General features: G+C 62.4%; 18 protein-coding genes and 1 pseudogene. 15 read left to right on the top strand and 4 right to left on the bottom strand.

Features of this window, described 5'->3' with window-relative positions; translation table 11 throughout:
- Positions 1-30: 30 nt before the first annotated feature.
- From IOC61_RS10860 to IOC61_RS10835, 5 genes and pseudogenes are all read left to right on the top strand, one after another.
- The gene (locus IOC61_RS10860) at positions 31-1050 is read left to right on the top strand and encodes a fumarylacetoacetate hydrolase family protein (protein ID WP_195688819.1); all 1020 of its coding nucleotides are present in this window, start codon (positions 31-33) and stop codon (positions 1048-1050) included.
- Positions 1051-1060: 10 nt separating this feature from the next.
- Positions 1061-1705: a maleylacetoacetate isomerase gene (gene maiA / locus IOC61_RS10855; protein WP_195688818.1), complete on the top strand. Its 645-nt coding sequence runs from the start codon at positions 1061-1063 to the stop codon at positions 1703-1705.
- Between the two features lie 95 nt (positions 1706-1800).
- Positions 1801-3024 (top strand): multidrug effflux MFS transporter, encoded by a 1224-nt coding sequence (locus IOC61_RS10850; protein WP_195688817.1) that lies wholly within the window; start codon positions 1801-1803, stop codon positions 3022-3024.
- 650 nt (positions 3025-3674) lie between these two features.
- The gene (locus IOC61_RS10840; protein ID WP_195688816.1) at positions 3675-5168 is read left to right on the top strand and encodes an aldehyde dehydrogenase family protein; all 1494 of its coding nucleotides are present in this window, start codon (positions 3675-3677) and stop codon (positions 5166-5168) included.
- A 181-nt stretch (positions 5169-5349) separates the two neighbouring features.
- A pseudogene (locus IOC61_RS10835) lies at positions 5350-6545 on the top strand (ISL3 family transposase).
- A gap of 16 nt (positions 6546-6561) precedes the next feature.
- Here IOC61_RS10835 and feaR read toward each other — a convergent pair.
- Entirely contained in the window at positions 6562-7500 is a 939-nt protein-coding gene (feaR, locus tag IOC61_RS10830; protein WP_195688815.1) for a transcriptional regulator FeaR, read from the bottom strand.
- A 287-nt stretch (positions 7501-7787) separates the two neighbouring features.
- Between feaR and IOC61_RS10825 the strand changes: the two genes are divergently transcribed.
- The 8 genes from IOC61_RS10825 to IOC61_RS17650 all read left to right on the top strand — a co-directional run bounded on the left by IOC61_RS10825 (position 7788) and on the right by IOC61_RS17650 (position 17310).
- Complete coding sequence (locus IOC61_RS10825; RefSeq protein WP_195688814.1) at positions 7788-8813, top strand: MBL fold metallo-hydrolase; 1026 nt, start codon at positions 7788-7790, stop codon at positions 8811-8813.
- A gap of 17 nt (positions 8814-8830) precedes the next feature.
- Positions 8831-10447 carry a quinohemoprotein amine dehydrogenase subunit alpha gene (gene peaA / locus IOC61_RS10820; protein ID WP_195688813.1) on the top strand — a complete coding sequence of 539 codons (1617 nt, stop codon included), beginning with the start codon at positions 8831-8833 and terminating at the stop codon, positions 10445-10447.
- Between the two features lie 83 nt (positions 10448-10530).
- Entirely contained in the window at positions 10531-11961 is a 1431-nt protein-coding gene (gene peaB / locus IOC61_RS10815) for a quinohemoprotein amine dehydrogenase maturation protein (RefSeq protein WP_195688812.1), read from the top strand.
- A 3-nt stretch (positions 11962-11964) separates the two neighbouring features.
- Positions 11965-12288, top strand: coding sequence for a quinohemoprotein amine dehydrogenase subunit gamma (gene qhpC, locus IOC61_RS10810; RefSeq protein WP_161424146.1), 324 nt, complete (start codon positions 11965-11967; stop codon positions 12286-12288).
- 63 nt (positions 12289-12351) lie between these two features.
- Positions 12352-13455: a quinohemoprotein amine dehydrogenase subunit beta gene (gene peaD, locus IOC61_RS10805; RefSeq protein ID WP_229333024.1), complete on the top strand. Its 1104-nt coding sequence runs from the start codon at positions 12352-12354 to the stop codon at positions 13453-13455.
- Positions 13456-13533: 78 nt separating this feature from the next.
- The gene (locus tag IOC61_RS10800) at positions 13534-15270 is read left to right on the top strand and encodes an ABC transporter ATP-binding protein (RefSeq protein ID WP_195688810.1); all 1737 of its coding nucleotides are present in this window, start codon (positions 13534-13536) and stop codon (positions 15268-15270) included.
- A complete protein-coding gene (locus IOC61_RS10795; RefSeq protein WP_195688809.1) occupies positions 15260-15958 on the top strand; it encodes a S8 family serine peptidase in 699 nt (232 codons plus the stop codon). Before IOC61_RS10800 ends, IOC61_RS10795 begins: the two co-directional genes overlap by 11 nt.
- A gap of 476 nt (positions 15959-16434) precedes the next feature.
- Positions 16435-17310: an NAD(P)/FAD-dependent oxidoreductase gene (locus tag IOC61_RS17650; RefSeq protein WP_229333023.1), complete on the top strand. Its 876-nt coding sequence runs from the start codon at positions 16435-16437 to the stop codon at positions 17308-17310.
- Positions 17311-17432: 122 nt separating this feature from the next.
- Here IOC61_RS17650 and IOC61_RS10785 read toward each other — a convergent pair whose 3' ends face one another.
- From IOC61_RS10785 to IOC61_RS10775, 3 genes are all read right to left on the bottom strand, one after another.
- Positions 17433-19118 (bottom strand): alpha-keto acid decarboxylase family protein, encoded by a 1686-nt coding sequence (locus IOC61_RS10785; RefSeq protein WP_195688807.1) that lies wholly within the window; start codon positions 19116-19118, stop codon positions 17433-17435.
- Positions 19119-19328: 210 nt separating this feature from the next.
- A complete protein-coding gene (locus tag IOC61_RS10780; RefSeq protein WP_195688806.1) occupies positions 19329-19541 on the bottom strand; it encodes a hypothetical protein in 213 nt (70 codons plus the stop codon).
- A 2-nt stretch (positions 19542-19543) separates the two neighbouring features.
- A complete protein-coding gene (locus tag IOC61_RS10775; protein ID WP_195688805.1) occupies positions 19544-21223 on the bottom strand; it encodes an FAD-dependent monooxygenase in 1680 nt (559 codons plus the stop codon).
- Positions 21224-21355: 132 nt separating this feature from the next.
- Between IOC61_RS10775 and IOC61_RS10770 the strand changes: the two genes are divergently transcribed.
- On the top strand, positions 21356-22138 hold the full coding sequence (locus IOC61_RS10770) for a helix-turn-helix transcriptional regulator (RefSeq protein ID WP_195688804.1): 783 nt from the start codon (positions 21356-21358) through the stop codon (positions 22136-22138).
- Positions 22139-22385: 247 nt separating this feature from the next.
- On the top strand, positions 22386-22550 hold the full coding sequence (locus IOC61_RS10765) for a hypothetical protein (RefSeq protein WP_195688803.1): 165 nt from the start codon (positions 22386-22388) through the stop codon (positions 22548-22550).
- Positions 22551-22635: the final 85 nt, after the last annotated feature.

The following is a 22635-nucleotide window of genomic DNA, read 5'->3' as shown; positions in this document are numbered from 1 at the left end:
CCCCGTCCCTGACGAAAGGAAGACTTCTCAATGAAACTGGCCACCCTCAAGAACGGACGCGACGGTGAACTGATTCTCGTCTCTCGTGATCTCTCCCGCGCCGTCAGCGCCGCCGACATCGCGCCAACGCTGCAGCACGCTATCGAGAGCTGGGACGCCACAAGCCCCAAGCTCGAGGCACGCTATGCCGAACTTAACGGCGGCAAGGCAGAAGGCGCCTTCGATCTGGACCAGAGCGCCCTGCATTCACCGCTACCGCGCACCTACCACTGGGCCGACGGTTCCGCCTATCTGAATCATGTCCAGCTGGTCCGACAGGCGCGCAACGCCGAGATGCCCGAGACCTTCTGGAACGACCCGCTGATGTATCAGGGCGGCGGAGACAAGTTCCTGGCGCCCACCGAAGATATCGAGGCGATCAGCGAGGAGCACGGCATCGACTTCGAGGGCGAGATTGCGGTAGTGACCGACGATGTCCCCATGGCCGCCACTCCCGAGCAGGCCGCCCAGCACATCAAGCTGGTGATGCTGGTCAACGATGTCAGCCTGCGCGGCCTGATCCCCGGCGAGCTCGCCAAGGGCTTCGGCTTCTTCCAGGCCAAGCCCGCTTCCGCCTTTTCCCCTATCGCCGTCACGCCCGACGAGCTGGGTGACGCCTGGCAGGACGGCAAGGTGCACCTGCCGCTGACCGTTCATCTCAATGGCGAGAAGTTCGGCGAGCCTGAGGCCGGCCCCGACATGATCTTCAACTTCCCGCAGCTTGTCGCCCACGCCGCACGCACCCGCTACCTGGGCGCCGGCGCCATCATCGGCTCCGGCACCGTCTCCAACCCGGACCCCGACGGTGGTCCCGGAAAGCCGGTCGCGGACGGTGGCGTAGGCTACAGCTGTCTGGCCGAAGTGCGCATGGTCGAGAAGATCCTCCACGGCGACAGCAAGACACCCTTCATGCGCTTCGGTGACCGGGTCCGCATCGAGATGTTCGATCGTGAAGGCAAGAGCATCTTCGGTGCCATCGACCAGCAGGTCGTCAAGTATCAGCCCGAGTAAGAGACGCCCTATGACGACGCTCTACGGTTACTTCCGTTCATCGGCCGCCTATCGGGTGCGTATCGCCCTGAACCTCAAGGGACTGGACTATGACCAGGCACCGGTCAACCTGGTCAAGGGCGAGCAGCGTGGCGAGGCCAACCTCGCCCGCAACTCCCAGGGCCTGGTACCGGTACTCGAGACCAGCGAGGGGACGCAGCTGACTCAGTCACTGGCCATCTGCGAGTACCTCGACGAGATGTATCCCGAACCGGCACTACTGCCGGCGGATGCCGAAGGGCGTGCGCGAGTGCGCGCCCTGGCCCAGCTGGTGGCCTGCGAGATCCACCCGCTCAACAACCTCAAGGTACTCAAGTACCTGGTGGGCGAGCTCGGCGTGGATGACGAGGCCAAGCTCGGCTGGTACCGCCACTGGATCGCCGAAGGCTTCCAGGCCCTGGAGGCCCAGCTCACTGCCGAGGCGGGCAGCGGCGACTTCTGTCATGGCGACTCGCCAAGCCTGGCGGATATCTGCCTGGTGCCCCAGGTATTCAACGCCGAACGCTTCGAGTGTGACCTGTCGCCCTATCCGATGATTCGGCGTATCGCCGCCAACTGTCGTGCGCTTCCCGCCTTTGCCGAGGCAGCCCCGGAGGCACAGCCAGACGCCGGCTGATAAACTAGCAGGCTAATGGAGCGGGCAGGGTGTCGGGCTTCCCCGATTCCCTGCCCGTTTTCTTTTCGCGATACCACAACCCCGAGGAGACTCCGGTGCTGAGGCTAACCTCCCCCGCCACCATCGTGGTGCTGGCCGCATTGACCGCCCTGGGCCCGCTGGCCACCGATATGTACCTGCCGGCGATGCCGGCGATGGCCGAAGCATTAAATACCGGGCCCGACCAGGTACAGCTGACGCTTAGCCTCTATATGACAGGCTTTGCCCTGGCCCAGCTCTTCTGCGGCCCGATCTCCGATCGGTTCGGGCGCCGACCGGTGATGATCGCCGGCTTCTCCCTGTTCCTGGCCGCCAGCCTGCTGTGTGCCTTCGCGCCCAGTATCGAGTGGCTGCTGGCCGGCCGCTTCTTGCAGGCCTTCGGGGGTGCCGCCGGCCCGGTGCTGGGGCGCGCCGCGGTTCGCGATATCTATGGGCCCATCGAGGCTGGCCGAGTGCTCTCCTATATGGCCAGCACCATGGCACTGGCGCCGGCCCTGGCCCCGGTAGTGGGAGCCGGGCTGCTACTGTTCTTCGGTTGGCAGTCAGTCTTTGTGCTGCTATCCCTCTATGCGGTGATCATGCTGCTGATCCTGGCACTGTTGATGCCCGAGTCACTACCCCCCGAGAAGCGTCAGTCGATCGCACCAAGCATCATCCTCGCCAACTACCGGATGCTGCTGACCCAGCGCAGCTTCCTCGGCTATACCCTGATCAACGCCAGTGGCTTCGCCGGCCTGTTCGCCTTCCTCTCGGGCTCCTCCTTCGTACTCATCGAGTATATGGGGCTATCGCCGTTCCAGTATGGTATCGGCTTTACCTTGATCGTGGCGGGGTTCTTTTCAGGCACCTTGTGCAGCGGTCGTTACAGCCATCGCCTCGGTCGAGATCGTCTATTGTGGATTGCCACCTTGCTCTGTGCATTGTCCGGCAGCAGCATGGCAGCACTAGCGATATTCGGCGTGCACCAGCCCTGGGCGGTCATCGGCCCACATGTACTTTTCCTGTTCGGCTTCGGCATCGTCATGCCGCAGAGCATGGCCGGCGCCCTGGCACCCAACCCCGAGTGCGCCGGCTCCGCCTCCTCGCTATTCGGCTTTCTGCAGATGACCATCGCCGCCCTGGGTGGTGCCCTGGTCGGCCAGTTCCACGACGGCACCTCGCGCACCATGGCCGTGGCCATCGCGCTGGGGGGGATCCTTTCGCTTGCGGCATATCTTGGGTTGATCTGGCAGGGCAGAAGGACCTCTAGCACCGCCCAGACAAGCTTCCGGCAAGAATAGGCTCATGAGCACCTCGCGGCGGGTCATTCCTCTGCTCGCCCTGGCCCGCTTCGCCAGCATGGCATCCATGCGCATCACCGATGCCATCTGCCGGCCCTGACCGAGGCTTTCCAGCGCCCAGTGGCCGAGGTGGCCCAGAACATAACCCTCTTCACCGTGACCTACGGCATCATGCAGCTCTGCTATGGTCTCCTTGGGGATCGCCATGGCGCCCTGCGGGTTATCGGACTGGCCGGTCAAGTTGGCCTGGAATGGTCGGTCATGATAGACCGGAACGGACGGTCACGATGGCGCGGAATACGCAACGACACCATGTCGTACCTGCTGGTGGATACCAGCCGTTATCCCAAGATAGCCGGGCGGCTGGGCTGGCCCGCCTCGTGGCCCTACTCGGCGAGTCCGAGGCGGCGGAAGTACTGGGCAGGCAGCGTGAGCTCTGCCTGCTCCTGCTACGCGGGCATACCCTCAAGACTGCCGCCGCCGCTTGATTTCCGGTATTCGACGCGCGATCGACGACCGAAGAGAGCCTGGCAAGAAGAGACAACTCGGGTGGCATGTTGGTACAAGCCGCCCTCTGACTCTGGTGTTAGCGTCATGACCACAGCACGCGATGAGTCTCCTGCCAACATTCAGTCCGAGGAAGAAGCCCAATGAGCCAGTCCACTATCTCCCGCCTACCCGACGTGGATGACTTTCTTTCCCGCGCCATCGGATCCTTTATCGACGGTGAGCATACCCCCGGTGGCAGCCGCCACGCCGAGGTCTTCGACCCCTCCAGCGCCACACCTATCACCCGCCTGGGCCTTGCCGACGCCAGCGTCGTCGACCAGGCCGTTGCCGTTGCCAAGCGACGCTTCGATGAGTGCGCCTGGCGCGGCATGAAGCCTGCCCAGCGGGAGCGCATCCTGCTGCGCTTCGCCGATCTGGTGGAGCAGCGTGGTGAAGAGCTCGCTCAGCTCGAGAGCCTTAACCAAGGCAAGTCGATCCAGGTCGCGCGCATGGTCGATGTGGCCTTTTCGGTGGACTTCATGCGCTACACCGCCGGTTGGACCACCAAGCTGGGAGGGCAGACAGGTGAGGTCTCAATCAACATGCCGGAGAGCACCGATTTCCACGCCTACACCCTGCGTCAGCCAGTGGGTGTGGTGGCCGGCATCGTGCCCTGGAACTTTCCGATGATGATCGCCCTGTGGAAGGTGATCCCGGCGCTGGCGGCAGGCTGCTCCATCGTTATCAAGCCGGCTACCGAAACTCCGCTGACCGCCCTGCGCCTGGCGGAGCTAGCGCTGGAGGCGGGTCTGCCCGCCGGTGTCTTCAACGTGGTAGTGGGCGCCGGCTCTGTCGCCGGACAACGGCTGGCCGAGCATCCCGATATTCGCAAGGTCACCTTCACCGGCAGCACCGCGGTGGGCAAGCAGATCGGCCATGCCGCCGTCGACCACATGGCACGCTTCTCCCTAGAGCTGGGCGGCAAGAACCCCATGCTGGTGCTGGCCGATGCCGACCTGGACAAGGCGGTGGCTGGTGCCTTGATGGCCGGGCTGCTCAATCAGGGGCAGGTGTGTGCCGCCGCCTCGCGCTTCTATGTGCACCACTCCCTCCACGACGCCTTCTGCGAGCGCCTGCACGAGGCCATCAAGGGGATGCGTGCCGGCCCTGGCCTGGATCCCGAGGCGACCATCAATCCACTGGTCTCGCAGCGTCATCAGCAGAATGTCTTGGCGGATATCGAGCGGGCAAAGACGGAAGGCGCCCAGGTGCTGCGCGGAGCCGCGGTTCCCGAGACGGGCTTCTATGTCTCGCCGGTGGTGCTCAGCGGGGTCACCCAACAGATGACGGTAGCCCGGGAAGAGGTCTTCGGCCCGGTGCTCTCGGTGATTCCCTTCGATGACGTCGAGCAGGGATTGGCCATGGTCAACGATAGCGACTTGGGCCTGGCGGCCAGCCTATGGACCAACGACCTTTCACAGGCCATGCATCTGATCCCCAGGATCGAGGCCGGCACCGTATGGGTCAACACCCATGTCACCCTGGACCCGAACTTACCCTTCGGGGGCGTCAAGCAGTCCGGCATCGGCCGCGAGTTCGGCCGCGAGGCCATCGAGTCCTTCACCGAGCTCAAATCGGTGTGTATCGCCTACTGATCCTCGATTGGACATGACTCGGCTTCGCGTCACCTTGCGCTCGGTGCCCTGCGGCATCGAGCGCCTTTTCGTCGTCTTGGCCAGCAAGTCACCTTCTCCCGTGGGCTCTTCGACGCCAGGTGTGGAATTCGCCCCCTGAGCTGGGCCAGGATATGACTTCCACGACGACAGGCGGTATGGGATTCTCAAGGACCAGCACCTCGATACCGCCGTTTCGCCCCACCGGTTGGATCTCTACGTCGAGGCCGAGCGTGGCAGTCTCTACCCTTGCCCTGAGTGCGGCGCGGCCTGTCCGGCTCACGACTTCGCCGACAAGACGTGGCGGCACCTGAACTTCTTCCAGCATCACTGCTACCTGCATGCTCGCGTGCCGCGTACCAAGTGCCCGGAGCATGGTGTCAAGCGTATCGAGGTGCCCTGGGCGCGGCCGGGCAGCGACTTCACTCTGCTGTTCGAGCAGGCGGCCATGTCGTTGGTCAAGGAGATGCCGGTGTTGGCCATCTCCCGGCAGCTGGAGATCTCCGACAAGCGGCTGTGGCGCATCGTGCACCACTACGTCGGTCGGATGCTGGGGGAGCTGGATCTGAGCAACGTGGCCACCGTCGCTGTTGATGAAACCGCATCCTGGCGCGGCCAGCGCTATGTGACGGTATTCCTCGATATGCAGCGCAAGCAGGAGCCGGTCATCTTCGCCGTCCCCGGCCACGGCAAGGACGCCATCGAGGCCTTCAGCACGACCCATGGCGGCGATCCGGACAATGTGGTCGAGGTCGTCTGCGACATGTCACACGCCCTCCTCAGCGGCGTGGCCGAGCACCTTCCCAAGGCCGAGGTCACGGTCGACGGGCTCCATATCGTGCAGATCTTCACCAAGCGACTGGACGAGGTGCGCAAGAAGGAGCGCCGCGAGCAGGAACACCCCAAGTCGCTGCGCTGGGCCCTGCTGAAGAGCCTGGAAAACGAGAACCTGACACCCAAGCAACTGGCGGCGCTCCAGGAACTGGTGGCCGACCAGAGCGCCACGTCCGATGCCTGGGTGATCAAGGAGAAGCTGCGCTGGATCCAGAAGGCGCCGACGCTACGCGCGGCTCGGTGGCGGATCACGCACTACCTCAAGGTCATGAAGGCGGCGGTCGCGGAGACGCCACTGCTGAAGCCGATGGGAGAAGCCCTGGCGACGTTGGACCGACACGCCAAGGCGGTGGTCAGGCGCTGGGTTTCGGGACTGACGAACGCACGACTGGAGGGCATGAACGGCCTGTTTCAGGCGGCTCGGTCACGCGCACGAGGTTACCGGAACGAGGCCAGCTTCATCGCCAGATCTACCTGATTGGCAGCCCGGTGGGCCGCCTGTTCGATCAGGCCAAATCCACATGAAACGTCGAAGAACCCTTTAATGCAGGCTATGGTGCCGACGGTAGTCCCGCGGCGAGATGCCATGGGCCTTCTTGAAGGCGCGGCTGAAGTGCGCCGAATCAGTGAACCCCCAGCGGAAGGCGATCTCGGTGATGGAAATATCAAGCTGGGCGGGGTTGGCCAGGTCCTCGGCGCAACAGTCCAGCCGGCGTCGTTGGATGTAGCGACACACGGTGTCCTCATGAGCCTCGAACAGGCGATAGAGCTGGCGGACCGAGACGGCCAAGCGCTGGGCGATAACGGCTGGCGTCAGTTCGGGATCCTGAAGCTGCTGATCGATCAGCTGTCGAGCCCCTTGATAGAGCACTTCCGTTCCCTCGAGAGGCATCGGGCTCTGCTTGATGTCACTGGCCAACGGCAGCAGGAGGGCGACCAGCGCCTCACCGAGAGCCTCCCCCTCGAGACGGTCGGCCTCGCCAACCAGTTGGCGGGAGACGATACGATTGACCATCAACTGCAGGAGTTGACCGCTGAGGCCGTGGACGAGCAACTTGCCGAAGGGAATCCCTTGCGGCACTCGCTCGGCCACATGCTGGCGAGGCAGGTGGAAGGAAGCTTGCTCGATCAGGCCCTGGGGCAGGATCTCGAACTCCCGAGCCGAATCCGCCAGCATCATCTCGCCGGGACGCAGGGTTAGGGAGCGCTCCCGCGAGCGTACCTCGGCATGTCCTTGCCGCTGTACGATCAGGAAACAGTAACGATCATCTTCGCCACCGGCTCGATCACGGAGTCGGGCGATTCGCCGCGCGTTGGTACTAACCTCCGCGATCTCCAGGCCACCGGTGGTAAGGGTGCCGACCCGACCCTGGAAGGGGGTGTTGTGCCGGGGAGGCTGGGAGTCGAAGCTGCCACACACGCGACGTAGCGACGACAACCAGGTAGCGAAGGTCGGCTGGGAAGCGGGTGAGGGACGCATAAGCTCTCTGCTCGCGCTAGTATTGTTGCACAAGAAACCATCTTGCGGCATTTGGATACGCTCGCGCCATGCTCCTTTGGCATAAGAGTGATCCGCGACGGCAGGGCCGGGCAAGGTCCTGCATGCCGGACCTGTTCTGTAGCACACGGGGCAGTGCGGCTCGCCGGCCAGTTCATCGGCGGTGTGGCGCACTGGGTCAAACCGGTTGGCAAACACGATCAAGACAGGAGGCAACGCTCCGTCATTCACTAGGGGATCAATAATCAGACAACAAGGCAGGTCTCCCCATGCGACTGCACAGCTCTCTTTCCTCTCTCACCCTTACCTTCACCACGATCGCGCTCGTTACCCTAACAGCCTCGACAGGCAGCGTGGCCATGGCGGACGAACAGGTGCCGGATGAAAGACTCATGGCCGAGGACCTGCGCGCCCCGACGCGGGTGGTCACCCTGGGCACCGGCACCCCCAACATCGTCGAGGGGCGTGCCGGCACCGCCACCGCGGTCATCGTCAACCAGGATGAGGTCTATCTGTTCGATGCCGGCTCCGGTTTCATGGAAACCCTGGCCGGCTTCCTCGACGAGGAAAGTCGTGACATTTTCCCGATGTCGCCCTCCTACCCCGAGTTCATGTATCCAACTTTCCTCAACAAATTGTTTCTGACCCATCTTGATTCCGATCATATCCTCGGCATCCCCGAGCTGCTGCTGCGTGGCTGGGTACTCGAGCGTAACGAGCCGGTACGCATCTGGGGGCCTGCCGGCACACGCACCGTGGTCGATGGCGCAGTAGCGGCCTATCAGCCAGACATCCAGCACCGCCTGGGAAGCTTGCCGATCGGCAAGGAAGCACCCTACTCCGGTCTCGTAGAGGAGCTCGCCTCGGAACCGGGCCTCGTCTATCAGGATCGCTATGTCACCATCACCGCTTTCGACGTGGACCACGGTACCTGGGAGTCGGGTGAAGCCTTCGGCTATCGCATCGAGGCGCCGGATAAAACCATTGTCATCTCAGGTGATACCCGCCCGACGCCAAACTTGATCGAACATGCTCAGGGCGCCGACATCCTGCTACACGAAGTGATGTCAACGACCGGCCTGGAAACTCTGCCACAAGAGTGGCAAGAGTATATGCAGGATGCGCACACCACTACCCAGCAGCTCGCCAATATTGCTGATGAAATCGATCCAGAGCTTCTGGTGATGATCCACCCCCTCTTCCTCGGCGCATCGGAGGCGACTCTCATTCAGGAGATGACGGATGCTTACGAGGGGAACTTCGCGCTGGCTAACGACGGCGACGTCTTCGAGTGATGAAGAGAGCGACAACCATGACACGACATATTTCTCTAGCTGGATGGCTCGGCAAGCGCGCGATGGTCACGCTACTTGTCGGTCTCTCCGCCTCACCGATCTTCGCCGAGGAAGGTGTGGAGATTCTGCGCGAACGCTGCGCGGCCTGTCACACCGAAACCACCACCGCCGAGGAGTCGGCATACTTCTCACGCATCTCCGATCAGCGCAAGACGCCGGAAGGCTGGCAAATGACGATCAATCGCATGATCCATCTGCGCGGCATAGAAATTCCTAAGGAGGAGAAGCGATCCCTGGTTCAGCACCTGGCGGACACCCAGGGCCTGGCCCCCGATGAAACCGAAGGCTTCCGCTACCTGCTCGAGCAGGACAATAACCGGGTGGAGGCCGGCATCGACCCTGACCTGGAGCAGATGTGCGCCCGCTGCCACTCGGCGGCGCGGGTCGGCCTGCAGCGCCGTACCGAGCAGGAGTGGCAGTATCTGGTCAATTTTCATATGGGCCAGTTCCCCACCACCGAGTTACATGCCATGGCTCGCGATCGCGAGTGGTATCGACTGGCCCATGACGAGCTAGCACCCAAACTGGCTGAGCGCTACGGGCTGAAGAGCGAAGCTTGGGAGGAGTGGCTGAGCCAGGAAAAGCCCCTGTTGAAGGGCAGCTGGCGTGTGCTCGGTTTCATCCCTGGCAAGGGCGAATATGATGGCCGCATGACTGCCACTCCCGATGAAGACGGCAACGGATTTATGCTGCAGATGAAGGGCCGCTACGCAGACGGTTCGCCGCTCGAGGGCGAAGGCCATGCACGCGTCTTTACCGGTTACGAGTGGCGCGGCACGCTGATGCTGGGCGACGTCGAGATGCGTCAGGTGCTGGCGGCCGATGCCGAAGGAGAAACGCTGCGGGGCCGAATGTTCCTGGCCGACAGCCGTCGACTGGGCGGTGAAATGAATGCTTACAAGGATCATGGTGGCGCCGAAATACTGGGGATTCAGCCGGGATACCTGCGCCTCGGTGAAAGCGGCGAGGTGACCCTGATCGGCCAGCACCTGAGCGGTGAGGTCTCTCTAGGTGAGGGTGTTCGCGTCGAGGAGGTGCTTGAACGCAGCGATGACCGTATTCGGATGCGGATCAGCGCAGCACCCGAGGTCTCACCTGGAGCGCGCGACGTGACCGTGGGTGAGGCGACAGGCGACAGCATCTTGGCGGTCTATGATCGTCTGGCGCGGCTGGAGGTCGAGCCGACCAATGCCCTGGCACGCGTCGGCGGCAACGGCGGCCAGCTCGACAAGATGCGCGTAGCCTTCCGAGCGGTGGGCTATGCCGCCGGTGCGGATGGCGAGGTAGGTACCGATGACGACCTACGCCTGGGCTATATGCCGGCCGACTGGTCGATCATCCCCGCCGACGAGGCGGCCGCACATGAACAGGATGCCGAGTACGCCGGCACCATCGATGCCCACGGCATCTTCACCCCCGGCGATGCCGGCCCCAACCCGGAACGTCCCAAGTCGGCCAACAATGTCGGACGCCTGAAAGCTGTAGCGACGGTGGATGACGGAGCGGACCAGCTCTCCGGAGAAAGTCGGCTGCTGGTAGCAGTGCAGGACTACGTGCAGCGCGTTCTCGACTGAACCTCCTGTATTCAGGCCTTGAAGTGGTGCCACTCCGGGTGGCACCTAGGCGACAACCGACATTCGATAATAACGAGGTGAATATGGGTGCCATGCAACTTGTCGAACCCAACCTGCATCGGGTCGACGTTCAGTCGAGACAGATGCTCTTCCATGTGCCCAGCAGCAGCCTTTTCGAACTGGATGCTCTCAGCCGCGACCTGCTGGCACTCTTCGACCAGCATGACAAGGTCGATCGATCCACTCTCGCCACGCTTGAGGCCCACCATCAGGCCGAAGCCATCGAAGAGACCTTGGACGAGTTGAAGTTGCTTGAGGTCATTCAGGAACCGGGAACACCGGTACAGATCAACCCCAAGCCGCAGAAAGTGACCCGCTTTCCCCTGACCACCGTAGTGCTCAACGTCAACACTGGCTGTAACCTGAGCTGTACCTACTGCTACAAGGAGGACCTGACAACTCCTTCTCAGGGTCAAAAGATGGGCTATGACACCGCCATACGCTCCATCGAAATGCTGCTGAGCGAATCGCCGGACCAGCCTCGCTACAACGTGGTCTTCTTCGGCGGTGAACCACTCTCCAACATGCCACTGATTCGCGACGTAGTGGCCTACTGCGAGCAGCGCTTCGCCGAGCTCGATGCCGAAGTGGATTTTACCCTGACCACTAACGCGACCATGCTTAACGAAACGCTGGTGGACTGGCTGGATGCTCACCGCTTCGGACTGACCATCTCCATGGACGGTCCCAAGGCATTGCATGACAAGAACCGCATTACCGTGGGTGGCCAGGGCACCTACGATGTAGTCCGCGGCAAGGTAGAGATGCTGCTGTCCCGCTATCGTTCCCGGCCAGTGGGTTGTCGCGTCACCCTGACCCGTGGGGTTACCGACGTGGAGCGCATCTTCGAACACCTTCATCACGAGCTGGGCTTTGCCGAGGTCGGCTTCGGCCCGGTGACCTCCGGCGATATCGCTGCCTACAACCTTACCGAAGAAGAGCTGGTCAAGGTCTTTACAGGCATGAAGCGCCTCGGTGAGCGCTATTACGAAGCCGCTCGCGAGGGTCGCAGCCTGGGTTTCGGCAATATGCACCAGCTGCTGAGCGACATGCATGAGGGCAACAAGAAGCTACTGCCCTGCGGTGCTGGAGTGGGCCTTCTTGCGGTTGACCATGAAGGGGGACTAAATCTCTGCCACCGCTTCACCGGATCGGACCTGCCACTTTTCGGCGACGTCAACCAGGGTATCGACAAGCCGCGTCTGGCGGAGTTTGTCGAACAGCGTCTCGATCGCAGCGGCACAGGCTGCGAGACCTGTCATATACGTAACCTCTGTTCTGGCGGTTGCTATCACGAGAGCTACGCCAAGTACGGAGACCCGACACGTCCTACCTATCATTACTGCGACCTGATGCGAGACTGGGTCGACTTCGGCATTCATGCCTATTCCCGCATCATGATCGATAACCCGGGTTTCTTCGATTCGCACGTGTCGCCCAGAAGGAGTGCCTGACCCATGAAGCACCTCAAATCGTTCAACAAGAAGGCCGTGCAACTTCAGAAGGCAGTATCACCCGAAGAGGTTGAGGACGTGGTGGCCATGCAGACCATCGTCGGCTGTACCGCGACGGCTGACCCGGGTTGGGAAATCGACGCCTTCGGCGGCCTGAGCTCTCTCTGCCAGCCGATGGAGTCGGACCTCTACGGCTGTGCCGATGCCTGTTGGTGGCCGGCACAGGTACCGGACACGATGAGTACTTATCCGGATTGGGGTAACGGTGTCGACAAGGCCAACGAGGATTGGCGCAAGATCGACGGCATCTTCGAAGACGAACAATAACGGAGCAACGTCACGATGAAATCCTCACTCCTGCTTTCTTCCCTGGCAACGATCGGGGGACTAATGCTGGCCGGCATCGGTGCGAGCGCTGCCGCGGATACGACATCCTCGAAAGACCCAGCGGCACGGGACTATCGGGAATACTTGCTGACCGTCACCCGGCCCAATCAGCTGCAGGTCATCGATATGGCCAGCAACAGTTTGCTGCGGAGCTGCGACATTCCCGGTCCATTCGGCTCAGGCATCATGGTGCCCGCTACAGACGGCAAGACCGCCTACGTGATCACCAATATCTGGGAGGATGTCGTCGGCATCGATATCCGCAACTGCGAGATCACCTTTCATGCCGCACAGTCCAGCGGCAATGAAACCGTCAAGTCCTTCCAGTCGGTGGCCGTCAGCCAGGACGGTCAGGAGCTCTATACCGTGCAGAATCCGGTCCGGCTGATGAGCGATCATTATGAGGTGCTCGAACCGCGCCTGGCTGTCTTCGAGATCGCCGACGGGGTCGGCGCCCAGCCGGTACGCACCTTCCCAGTGGACCGCCGCATCACCAAGATCGCCGCCACCGGCACGGGAGAGGTGATTCTCGGTGGCGGCGACCTCCAGGCCATCAACCCCGAGACCGGCGAGATTCGCCTGCTCGAGCCGCTACAGAACTGGGATCGCGGTGAACAATGGATGACGCCGGATGCCTTCGCCATGCACACCCAAGGCAGCCAGGCCAATGAATACATCATGCCTTACAGTACTGCCCGCTTCACCGACGATGAGCAGGATATGGCAACCGCCGAGTGGTGGTGGGGAATCAGCCGGGTCGACCTGGAAACCGCGGAGTCCGAACGCATGGAAATCGCGCCACTTACGGAGGTGATCATGAACTTCGTCACCGACCCGACCGATGACAACACCCTCTATGGTGTTTTTAATTCCGTATCGAAAATCGATATTTCGGCCAAGACCATCGTCAAGGAACAGCCGCTTGATCACACCTACTACACGGTCAACGTCTCACGAGATGGCAATACCGTCTATGCGGGGGGCACCAGCAGTGATATCTCCGTGCACGATGCAGAGACTCTCGAGCAGATAGCCAGCATTCAATTACCCGGAGATATGTCCACTTCCGACATGCGAGTGGCAATAATCCACGATACAGCCCCATAATCAATCCAGCCAAGAAAAGCAGTATGTCACAGGGCACAACCATGGTGGCCCAGCGGCCAAATGTAGAGGAAATCATTAGTGCTACACTGGTTGACCCGAGCCATCCACAGCCACGATCGCCCTGCCCTGGAGCAGGGCTTTCGCTGGCTATACGGCTTTATTTCACCACATCGACTGGCGATCGCCGGGCTGCTGACGCTGTCGCTGCTGGCCTCGCTTCTGGTGCTACTGCAGCCCTGGTTGACCAAGTTGTTGATCGATGCCGGCCTGCTGGCCGGAAGCTACCGCACCCTGGTGATGATGGCCGGCCTGATGATTCTCACCGGTGTGGCCAGCACGTTGCTCTCGGGTATCAATCGCTATCTGCACACACGACTCTCCGGGCGTATCCTGTTCACACTGCGCAGCGATCTCTACCGCCATCTGCTTACGCTATCACCGCGCTTCTTCGGTGAGCGCCGCACCGGCGATCTGTTGTCGCGCCTGGACGGCGACGTGGCCGAGATCCAGCGTTTCGCGGTGAACAGCCTGTTCTCGGCGCTCAGCAGCCTGCTCGGCCTTATCGGTGCCGTCACGCTGATGATATTGCTCTCCTGGAAGCTGGCACTGCTGATTTTGATACTGGTGCCACTGGAAGGGATCTGGCTGCACTGGATGCGGCGCAAGGTCGAGCACCAGACGCGCGGCCTGCGCGAGCGCTCGGCCGACCTGTCGAGCTTTCTGGTCGAAACCCTGCCCGCCGCCAAGTTCATCCAGGCAAGCGGCCAGTCGGAGCGCGAGCGTCATCGCCTGGATGGCCTCAACGACCGCTATCTGGGCCAACTGCTGGGCCTGCAGATCACCGAGTTTTTCACGCAGGCCATTCCCTCCACCCTGACCTCGCTGACACGCGCGGCGGCCTTCCTGATCGGTGGCTGGTGGGTAATCGAGGGCCAGTGGCAGCTTGGCTCGCTGATCGCCTTCTCGACGTATCTGGGCATGGCCACCGGGCCGGTCAATAGCCTGATGGGATTATACGTGGCCATCCAGCGCATGAGCGTCAGCCTGACCCGGGTCAACGAGGTCCGCCAGCAGCATCCCGATGTGCGATCGCCGTTACAGCCACGCCCTCTGCCGTCTCCGCTGCGAGGCGAGATCACGCTGGATGCCGTGCGCTTTGGCTATCCCGACCGCTCGCGGCCGGTGCTTGACGGTGTCAGCGCCGTGCTACCCGCCGGCACCAAGATCGCCATCAGTGGTGCCTCGGGAGCGGGGAAATCGACACTGATCGATCTGTTGCAGCGTCATTTTGATCCTCAAGCCGGGCGGCTATGCCTGGACGGCACCGATATCGCCACCCTGGATTTGTCCGCCCTGCGTCGCACCATCGCCGTGGTCAGTCAGGATATCGTGCTGTTTCGCGGTTCTCTGGCCGACAATCTGCGCTACGCCTCACCCGAGGCCAGCGATGATGATATTGCGCGGGCCGCCCACGCCGCCCGTCTAGATGAACTGGTCGAACGTCTACCGGCAGGGCTTGATTCTCCGCTTGGCGAACGCGGCCAACAGCTCTCCGGCGGCCAGCGTCAGCGCATTGCCATTGCCCGTGCCCTTTTACAGGATCCCGCCATCCTGGTGCTCGACGAGGCGACCTCGGCGGTGGACGCGGCCACCGAGGCAGAAGTGATCGCCGCCGTCGACCGACTCTTCGCCGGACGCACCCGGATCCTGATCAGCCATCATGCCAGCGCACTGGCCGGTGCCGATCAGCACTTCCAGCTCACCGACGGCCGGCTGACCCCACGCAACATCACGGAGGTGCTGGATGCAAGCTGACGGCTGCGTGCGCATCGGTGTTATCGACAGCGGCCTGGCAACTGCGTTGGGGGCACACTGCGAGGGCTGCGCTGGCTTCAAGATTCATGATCACGCCCTGTGGCAAACCGCGCCCGGAGAAGATCTTCTGGGGCACGGCACCCGGGTCGCCGAGATTCTTGTCGATCAGGTGCCCAGCGTCAGGCTATGGATGGCTCAGGTTTTCCAGACACGAGCCATCACCACACCCACCCAGGTGGCCGCCGCTATCGACTGGCTGGTGGCACAGCGGGTCGAGCTGATCAACCTCAGCCTGGGCCTGCACCGTGATAGCGAAGTGCTGCGCCAGGCCTGCTATCGAGCGCTACGCGCAGGGACCCTGCTATGTGCCGCCAGTCCAGCCCGCGGTGAGCCCACATTTCCCGCCTGCTACCCTGGGGTGTTTCGCATGACCGGTGACGCGCGATGCGCTCGGGATGAAATCTCTCACCTGGACACCGCCTACGCCGACTTTGGCGCCTGTGTGCTGCCGATCAATGGCGAGCGTCGCCATGCCGGTGCCAGCTTGGGCTGTGCCCATCTCAGCGCTCGAATAGCCAACTACCTGAGCGCAGGCGGCGAGCGTCGACCGAGCCGGGTGCGCGACTGGCTGATGGCCGAAGCCAGCTACCGAGGCCCCGAACAGCGGCGAGCGGGAGAAGGCCAATGACGGCCCATGTTGCCATTTTGGGGGGTGGACCGGCGGGGAGCACGGTCGCGCTGGGGCTGGTTGGCTTGGGTTATAGCGTCACACTGATTCAGCGCCCGCGCCCCTTCGACGCCATCGAGGGCATTTCCGAACGGGCCCTGCAAGGCCTTGCACATGCCGGCTTCGATAAAGCCTTGACGGTGCCTGAAGCACCTTCGCCGCGCCAGGTAGCCTGGAACTCGGCGACCAGTAGCGCCAATGTTGAGCGACTAGTGGAGCGCAGGGCCTTCGACCGGGCCCTACTTCAGGACGCCGCGACCCAGGGGGTTAGCGTGATCGACGCCCAGGTCAAGGAACTACAGCCGACCGCGAACGGTTATCGGATATCGTGGTTAACCCATCGCGGGAGAGCGAGTCTCAATGCCGACTTCCTGGTAGAGGCTCGAGGACGAACCGCTCCGGGGGCAGGGGCCGTAGCAGCGCGTGGGCCGAACAGCGTGACTCTTCTACAACGCCTCCAGGGTGCAAGCGGCCCAGCCGCCTCGGCGGCCCTCAGCCTACCCGACGGCTGGGCCTGGCTGGCGCGACGCCCCGGTGGCGAGTGCCATGTGCAGATCACCCTGGACCCAACCGTCACACGCCTGCCGCCTCGGCACGCCATGGCGGATTGGATGAGCGCCCGACTGACCAGCCTGGCCCAACAAGCCCCGGCACTGACCGAACCCTTCCTAGGCCTCACGAAGCCCTCCGACACACCCCGGGCAAGAGGCAGCACCTCGATCCTGCAGGGTGGCTGCGTCGGATCGCGCTATCTGCGAGTGGGAGACGCCGCCATGGCGGTGGATCCGCTCTCCGGCAACGGTATCTTCCAGTCACTGTCGTCGGCGCTGCAGGCGCCGGCGGTAATCAATACGCTGCTGCGATATCCCTCCCGTGAGCCCCTGGCACGTGAGTTTCATCAGTCACGCCTAGACGGGCTCTTCTATCGCTTTGCGCGCATCGGCCGCGACTTCTATGCCCAGGAACATCAGTGGGCCGAACAGCCCTTCTGGCAGGCCAGGTGCCACTGGCCGGATGCCGAGCCCTTGCATCGGGAAGTCACTCCCGATCAGGTACACATCGCACGACGACCGGTGGTGGCAGAGGGAGAGATTCATGAGGCCGAAGTCGTCGTCACCCCCGATCAGCCCCTGGGCCTATGGCACCTCAATGGCGTGTACCTGGCCCCACTGCTGCGGCGGCTAAGAGCGACGCCCGATCTTCCTGCCGAACGAGTCATCGCAGACGCCCTGGGCGACCGTATACCCGATGACGCTCCACGCAAGCTGGCGCTGTGGATGCGGTCGCAAGGGTGGCTAACCTATTATAGGTAAGGCGTCCGGGTACACATGAACCGAGCCATGCCCACGAACTGGTGCACTTTTCGCACCCGCTCAGCGTTGGACATCAACTCGTATTTGCAAGCCTGGAGGCGGTCAGTCGTGGTCTGCGGGCATCATGGATTGCGCGGTCCCGTCGGGCCGTAGTCGAAATTAGCGACAGCCGGGCCGAAAGTCTTCAACCCCTCCGGAGCGTCTTTCGGGTCGAGGTGCAGAACCAGAAAAGCGCCGTGCTCGGAAGATTCGATATGCGCGAGCGCATCGTCGAGTTCTTCATGGGTGGATGCGTGGTATGAACGCATCGTTGTCTGCGCGTCGAAGATCTTCGGCAGGTGTCCGTAGTCCCAGGCGGCGACATCGTTATAGGTGCGATCCATCCCGAGTATCCAGCGTTCGATCGTGTAACCGGCGTTGTCGATCAACACGATAATCGGCCGCTGATCGTGGCGCAGAATTGTCGACAGTTCCTGTGCGGTGAACTGGAACGAACCGTCGCCGATGAACAGCAGATGTCGACGGTTAGGCTCCGCGAGCATGCTGCCGAACAGCGCGGGGAGCGTGTAGCCGATAGCACCCCAGATATTCGACGCCACGAACGCCGTGTTTGCGGGCAGGCGCTGGCCGGAAAGCCCGATATTCGACGTTCCGGCCTCGGCGATCACAATGTCGTCAGGACGCAGAAACTGGGCCATGCGCGGCCATAGCCATGAGTGGGTCAACGGATCGCTTGCGTTGCCCGGCTCCTGCTGGGGCGATACGGCGGTTGATGTATCGGCAAGAGTGTTTGTCTCTGAGTGCTCAGGAAAGGTGTCGACGAGGTGCGCGAGTAGTTCGGAACCGACGACGCCTTCGTAGTAGTCGGGGCCGACCGTCACGCGGTGATTGCGAATATCCACGACCGACTCGAACGGCAGCTGCGCGGTAAAATTACCAGAATTACTCTCGATGAACCGCGGCGATGTCGTGATGAGAAAATCCGAAGACTCAATCCGCTCACGCACATCGGCGGAAGAGGCCTCACCCGCGTAGGTGCCAAGAAACAAGGGGCTGTTCTCATCGAGCAGCGCCTTGGCCGTCGGCAACTGCGCATACGGGATGTTGGCGCGATCAGCGAGTATACGCAGACCCTCGATCAGGTCGTGACGATCTGCGTCCATGTCGGTAAGGATCGCGGGACGCTTTGCAGACGCGAGTTTATCCTGCACATGAGCAAGCGCCGCCGCGAGCCGCTCGGGATCGCTGGCCGGCATGCGCACGTCAAAGGGCGTGTCTGGCGCCTCGATCTTTAGGTGCGATACGTCGGACGGGACCTGGATATGCACCGGGCGCTGCTTGCGCAGGCACAAATGCAGTGCCCGGTCGATTTCCTCGACCGCATTTATCGAATCGATATGGACAGCGGTCGCGGTGAACGGCGCCATGCTCAAAAGCATGTTGTCGAAGTTGCCGTCCGCCAACGAATGATGGAGCCGAAATCGGTTCTGAGTCGCAAACAAGGGCGGCGCGCCACTGATCGAGAAAACCGGCAGGTGCTCGGAGTTCGCTCCGGCAATACCGCATAGCGCGCTGAGCTCTCCGACGCCATAGGTTGTCATCAACGCGCCGATTCCGCGGCGCCGAGCATAACCGTCCGCGGCATAGGCAGCATTCAGTTCATTGCATACCCCGACGAACCGGATGCCGTCCATATCTTCGAGTTGTTCCAGCAGATTGAGGTTGAAATCGCCAGGCACCCCAATCACTTCGGTCACTCCAGCCTGACGCAACCGTGTAAAAAGAAATTCTCCGACTGTGGTTTGCATATCCCGCTCCTATGACGTTAGGTGGTCTAGCTGTAGGGTCCCGCAAATCGTCAACGAGAACCAGGTGATCTGCGGTCGATTCTCTCACGGTTAAGAACATGCATAAGCGACTATTCCACGGCCGCCTGGGCCACTTCAAGAACCTGAACGAACAGGCCAGTCAGCTCGTCGAGAAAGCACCGGCGAAAGGTGGCAAAGTCCGACAGGCTGCTAGAGCCCACCCGGGGGGTCGATGGTGGCACCTTCTTTAGCCTCCTCGATGGCCGCCATCACCCGATCGACTTCCGGCACCCGATGGGCCAGCGCCAGTGCCAGCTGGGCCAGGAAGTGACTCTCCTCGCCTTCCGGCAGTTCGTCCAGGGTGGTTGCCAGGTGCTCGTAGACCCGCTCGAGGTCGGCGAAGGGCAGTGTGGTATCGGTCATGATCATTCTCCTCCCAGGGCAGTGGTCACGGCGGCGTCAAGCTCGGCGGGGTCGAGGGATATCCAGCGGGCCACCACATGACGGTCGGGACGAACCAGATAGGCGCTGCCTGGCCTGGCGCCATAGCCGGCAAACAGGCTGCCATCCACATCGACCAGAGTCTGCTCATCGCCCGGTGAGCGTGTGAGTCGCAGCAGGGTAATATCGATGCCGCGTGACCTGAGGCACTCCAGCTGTTGCTGCAGCGCCGGCTCCACCCGCCCCTCTTCACTGAAGTGAAGCAGATTGAAGCCGCTGCCCAGGTGATCGAGCATAAAGTCGTTATCACCCAGGCGGCGATTGATCAGCGGCGCGCCAGGAATGGGGCCGGCATCGAAGGCGGGGTCATCGGACCGGGTCAGCGGGCTCTGCGCATAGGTATAGGGGGTGACCTGGCGAGGGTTGGCGAAGCCACTGGCGTAGTCATTGTGGTAGGCCAGCGCCAGGGCGGCATCGCGCATCAACGCATGGCCCCGGGTCGGCGGGGTCATGAAGCGCGTACTCTTGCCGGCATTGGCGAACACGTCCAGGGTCGCGCCGCGCCGCTCCGGGCTGTAGCTGTCCAGGAGCCGATCCGGCGCCTGTCCCTTGAGCACACAGGCCAGCTTCCAGCCGGCATTGGCGGCATCCGCCAGGCCGTTGTTGAGCCCGCGCACGCCGAAGATCGGCACTAGGTGGGCGCTGTCGCCGATGAACAGTACGCGTCCATGGCGATAATCATCCAGTGCCAGGGTGTAGGCCTTGTAGAGGCTCCACCACTCCAGCTCCCAGTCTCCTTCCTCGTGCATCACATCACGCACGATCAGCTCGACCTTCTCGCGGATCTTCTCCTCGAGAACCGCCTCTTCTGGATCTTCGCCCGGCGCCAGCTGATAGTCGATACGCCAGATGTCATCGGGCTGCTTGTGGACCAGGATGGTGGTATCAGGCATCGCTTGGGAATGGAAGAAGGCGCGCCGCTCGGTGGGGAAGGCAGACTCCAGGCGCACGTCGGCGATCACATAGCGGCCCTCGTAGGCTTGGCCATGCAAGGAGAGCCCAAGGGCCTCACGAATTCGGCTGCGCCCACCGTCGGCGGCCAGCAGGTAGTCGCACTGCAGCCGATAGTCCCCCTCCGGCGTGGAGACTTCCAGGGTGGCACCGTCGTCACTCTGGCTCACGCCGGTCAGCCGGCTCTGCCAGCGCATCTCGATCAACTCGCTTTCAGCGGCCTTGTCGATCAGGAACTGCTCGATGTACTGCTGCTGCAGGTTGTACATCGGGTAGTAGCGCTCCTGGTCGGAGTGCGGCATGCGGAAGCGATAGATCTCACGATCGCGGAAGTAGGTGCGCCCCTGGGTCCAGCCCAGCCCCTTCTGCTCGAAGGGTGCATCGACGCCAAGCTGCTGCAGGGTCTCGAAGCTGTGTCGGGAAATGCAGATGGCGCGGGAGCCGTCGTTGACGGTGTCCTTGTCATCCAGCACCACGGAGGCGATACCGTGGCGGGCCAGTTCCAGGGCGGCCGTCACCCCCACGGGGCCGGCACCAACGATGGCGACCTGGTGGCGCACGGCCTCGCCCTCCAGCTCGGGGGGGCGCACGAAGGGGAAATGCGGGTAATCGAAGTAGAGCGAATCGGTCTCTGAGCGTCCGGCGGGTCGCATGGACACCTCCTGCAGGGTTGGGGGTTGTTATGATCTGACGTGGACGCAGCGTATCCCCGTGCTACCCTCCCCTCATGTCCCCATAAAAAGGGGACATGTGACGCTTCCCCTTCGACCAAGGTAGCAGCCAACATGTCCTCTGGCCTACCCGACAACCGAGCACCCGACTGGCCGGCACTCATGGCGATCCTGGCCGACTGCGTGGCTGAACTGGGCGACTCAGCATTCGGCGATCACCTGACCGCCCTGCTCCGCGGGAGCCTGGGCGTCGAGCAGTGCATCCTCTTCGCCTATACCCGTGGCGACGTCATGTCGACCCTGCTGGTGGATAACAGCCGCTACCCTAAGGTGGCCGGGCGGCTCGCCCGCTTGTATGCCGGCGGGCTGTTTCGCCAGGACCCCAACTATCCACGACTGCGCCAGCTGCTGCAGACAGGCGACGGCCGAGCGAATGCCGAGTTGGTCTCCATGCCAGAGGACATGTCACCGGCCTACCGCAGTCACCTGTTCGCCTTCCCTGACCTGGCCGACAAGGCCTCCATCGTGATTCCGGCACCTGAGATCGTCTACTATCTCAACCTCTACCGGGATCTGGCTCGCGGGCCTTTCAGCCGCCTGGACCTCGAAGAGATACAGACCCTCACGCCGCTGATCGCCAGCCTGGTTCGGCGCCACTACCGCCAGGCACGCCCAGCCGCCCTGCCGGCCCGATACGAGGACGCGGAAGTCCTCCAGGCACTCTCGAGTCGCGAACGCGAGCTCTGCCTTCTCCTCCTTCACGGCCATACCCTCAAGACCGCCGCCGCCGAGCTCGACATCGCCCCCTCCACCGCCGACACCTTCCGCAAGCGTGCCTATGCCAAGCTCGGCGTACGCTCCAAGGCGGAGCTGCTGGCACTGTGTCGGCGTCACTAAAAACACCCGGTGATAAACTGATCAGCACCTGGTCCGCACAACTCGCCACGATGGGGCTGTTCAATTACTGGTAAGCGGTCCACAAATCTTTCAATTACCCACAAGCCATCGAGAACATGAGCCTTCGCTTGATTAACCCGCCTCATTTACGAGGGCGCCGACTGGGTGCCATGAAGCGGTTGGCCGGTGGATTCTCTCACCAGGAACGCCACCTAGCCTGAAGGTTTTCAGGATCTATCGTGGTGACATGTTCGTCAAAATCACCAAATTCGGTCTGCGCCGCTACGTGAAGCTCGTTGAGTCATATCGCGACGAGGCCGGCAAGCCGCGCCAACGCGTGATCGCGACGCTGGGACCCCGAGTTCGACACTTCCAGCCCGATTTAGGCCCGAAATGGGCACCCGTGGTCTGAGAATTCAGCCACTTAGCCAATTTTGGCCGAATCCTTTGTAGTGACACGTTTTTCTATTGGAGCCTTGCCGGCCTTGGAATGGCCG

Origin of the sequence: Halomonas sp. KAO (assembly GCF_015595025.1) — a bacterium.
Lineage (GTDB): Bacteria > Pseudomonadota > Gammaproteobacteria > Pseudomonadales > Halomonadaceae > Halomonas.
This window is presented reverse-complemented; position numbering and strand designations above follow the sequence as displayed.

What these genes read in the sequence shown, in the direction of transcription:
- IOC61_RS10770 (WP_195688804.1), top strand. Translation starts at nt 21,356, where the DNA reads ATGTCCTCTGGCCTACCCGACAACCGAGCACCCGACTGGCCGGCACTC.
- IOC61_RS10840 (WP_195688816.1), top strand. Translation starts at nt 3,675, where the DNA reads ATGAGCCAGTCCACTATCTCCCGCCTACCCGACGTGGATGACTTTCTT.
- IOC61_RS10775 (WP_195688805.1), bottom strand. Translation starts at nt 21,223, where the DNA reads ATGCGACCCGCCGGACGCTCAGAGACCGATTCGCTCTACTTCGATTAC.
- IOC61_RS10795 (WP_195688809.1), top strand. Translation starts at nt 15,260, where the DNA reads ATGCAAGCTGACGGCTGCGTGCGCATCGGTGTTATCGACAGCGGCCTG.
- feaR (WP_195688815.1), bottom strand. Translation starts at nt 7,500, where the DNA reads ATGCGTCCCTCACCCGCTTCCCAGCCGACCTTCGCTACCTGGTTGTCG.
- IOC61_RS10785 (WP_195688807.1), bottom strand. Translation starts at nt 19,118, where the DNA reads ATGCAAACCACAGTCGGAGAATTTCTTTTTACACGGTTGCGTCAGGCT.
- IOC61_RS10765 (WP_195688803.1), top strand. Translation starts at nt 22,386, where the DNA reads ATGTTCGTCAAAATCACCAAATTCGGTCTGCGCCGCTACGTGAAGCTC.
- maiA (WP_195688818.1), top strand. Translation starts at nt 1,061, where the DNA reads ATGACGACGCTCTACGGTTACTTCCGTTCATCGGCCGCCTATCGGGTG.
- IOC61_RS10860 (WP_195688819.1), top strand. Translation starts at nt 31, where the DNA reads ATGAAACTGGCCACCCTCAAGAACGGACGCGACGGTGAACTGATTCTC.
- peaB (WP_195688812.1), top strand. Translation starts at nt 10,531, where the DNA reads ATGGGTGCCATGCAACTTGTCGAACCCAACCTGCATCGGGTCGACGTT.
- peaA (WP_195688813.1), top strand. Translation starts at nt 8,831, where the DNA reads ATGACACGACATATTTCTCTAGCTGGATGGCTCGGCAAGCGCGCGATG.
- peaD (WP_229333024.1), top strand. Translation starts at nt 12,352, where the DNA reads ATGCTGGCCGGCATCGGTGCGAGCGCTGCCGCGGATACGACATCCTCG.
- qhpC (WP_161424146.1), top strand. Translation starts at nt 11,965, where the DNA reads ATGAAGCACCTCAAATCGTTCAACAAGAAGGCCGTGCAACTTCAGAAG.
- IOC61_RS10825 (WP_195688814.1), top strand. Translation starts at nt 7,788, where the DNA reads ATGCGACTGCACAGCTCTCTTTCCTCTCTCACCCTTACCTTCACCACG.
- IOC61_RS10780 (WP_195688806.1), bottom strand. Translation starts at nt 19,541, where the DNA reads ATGACCGATACCACACTGCCCTTCGCCGACCTCGAGCGGGTCTACGAG.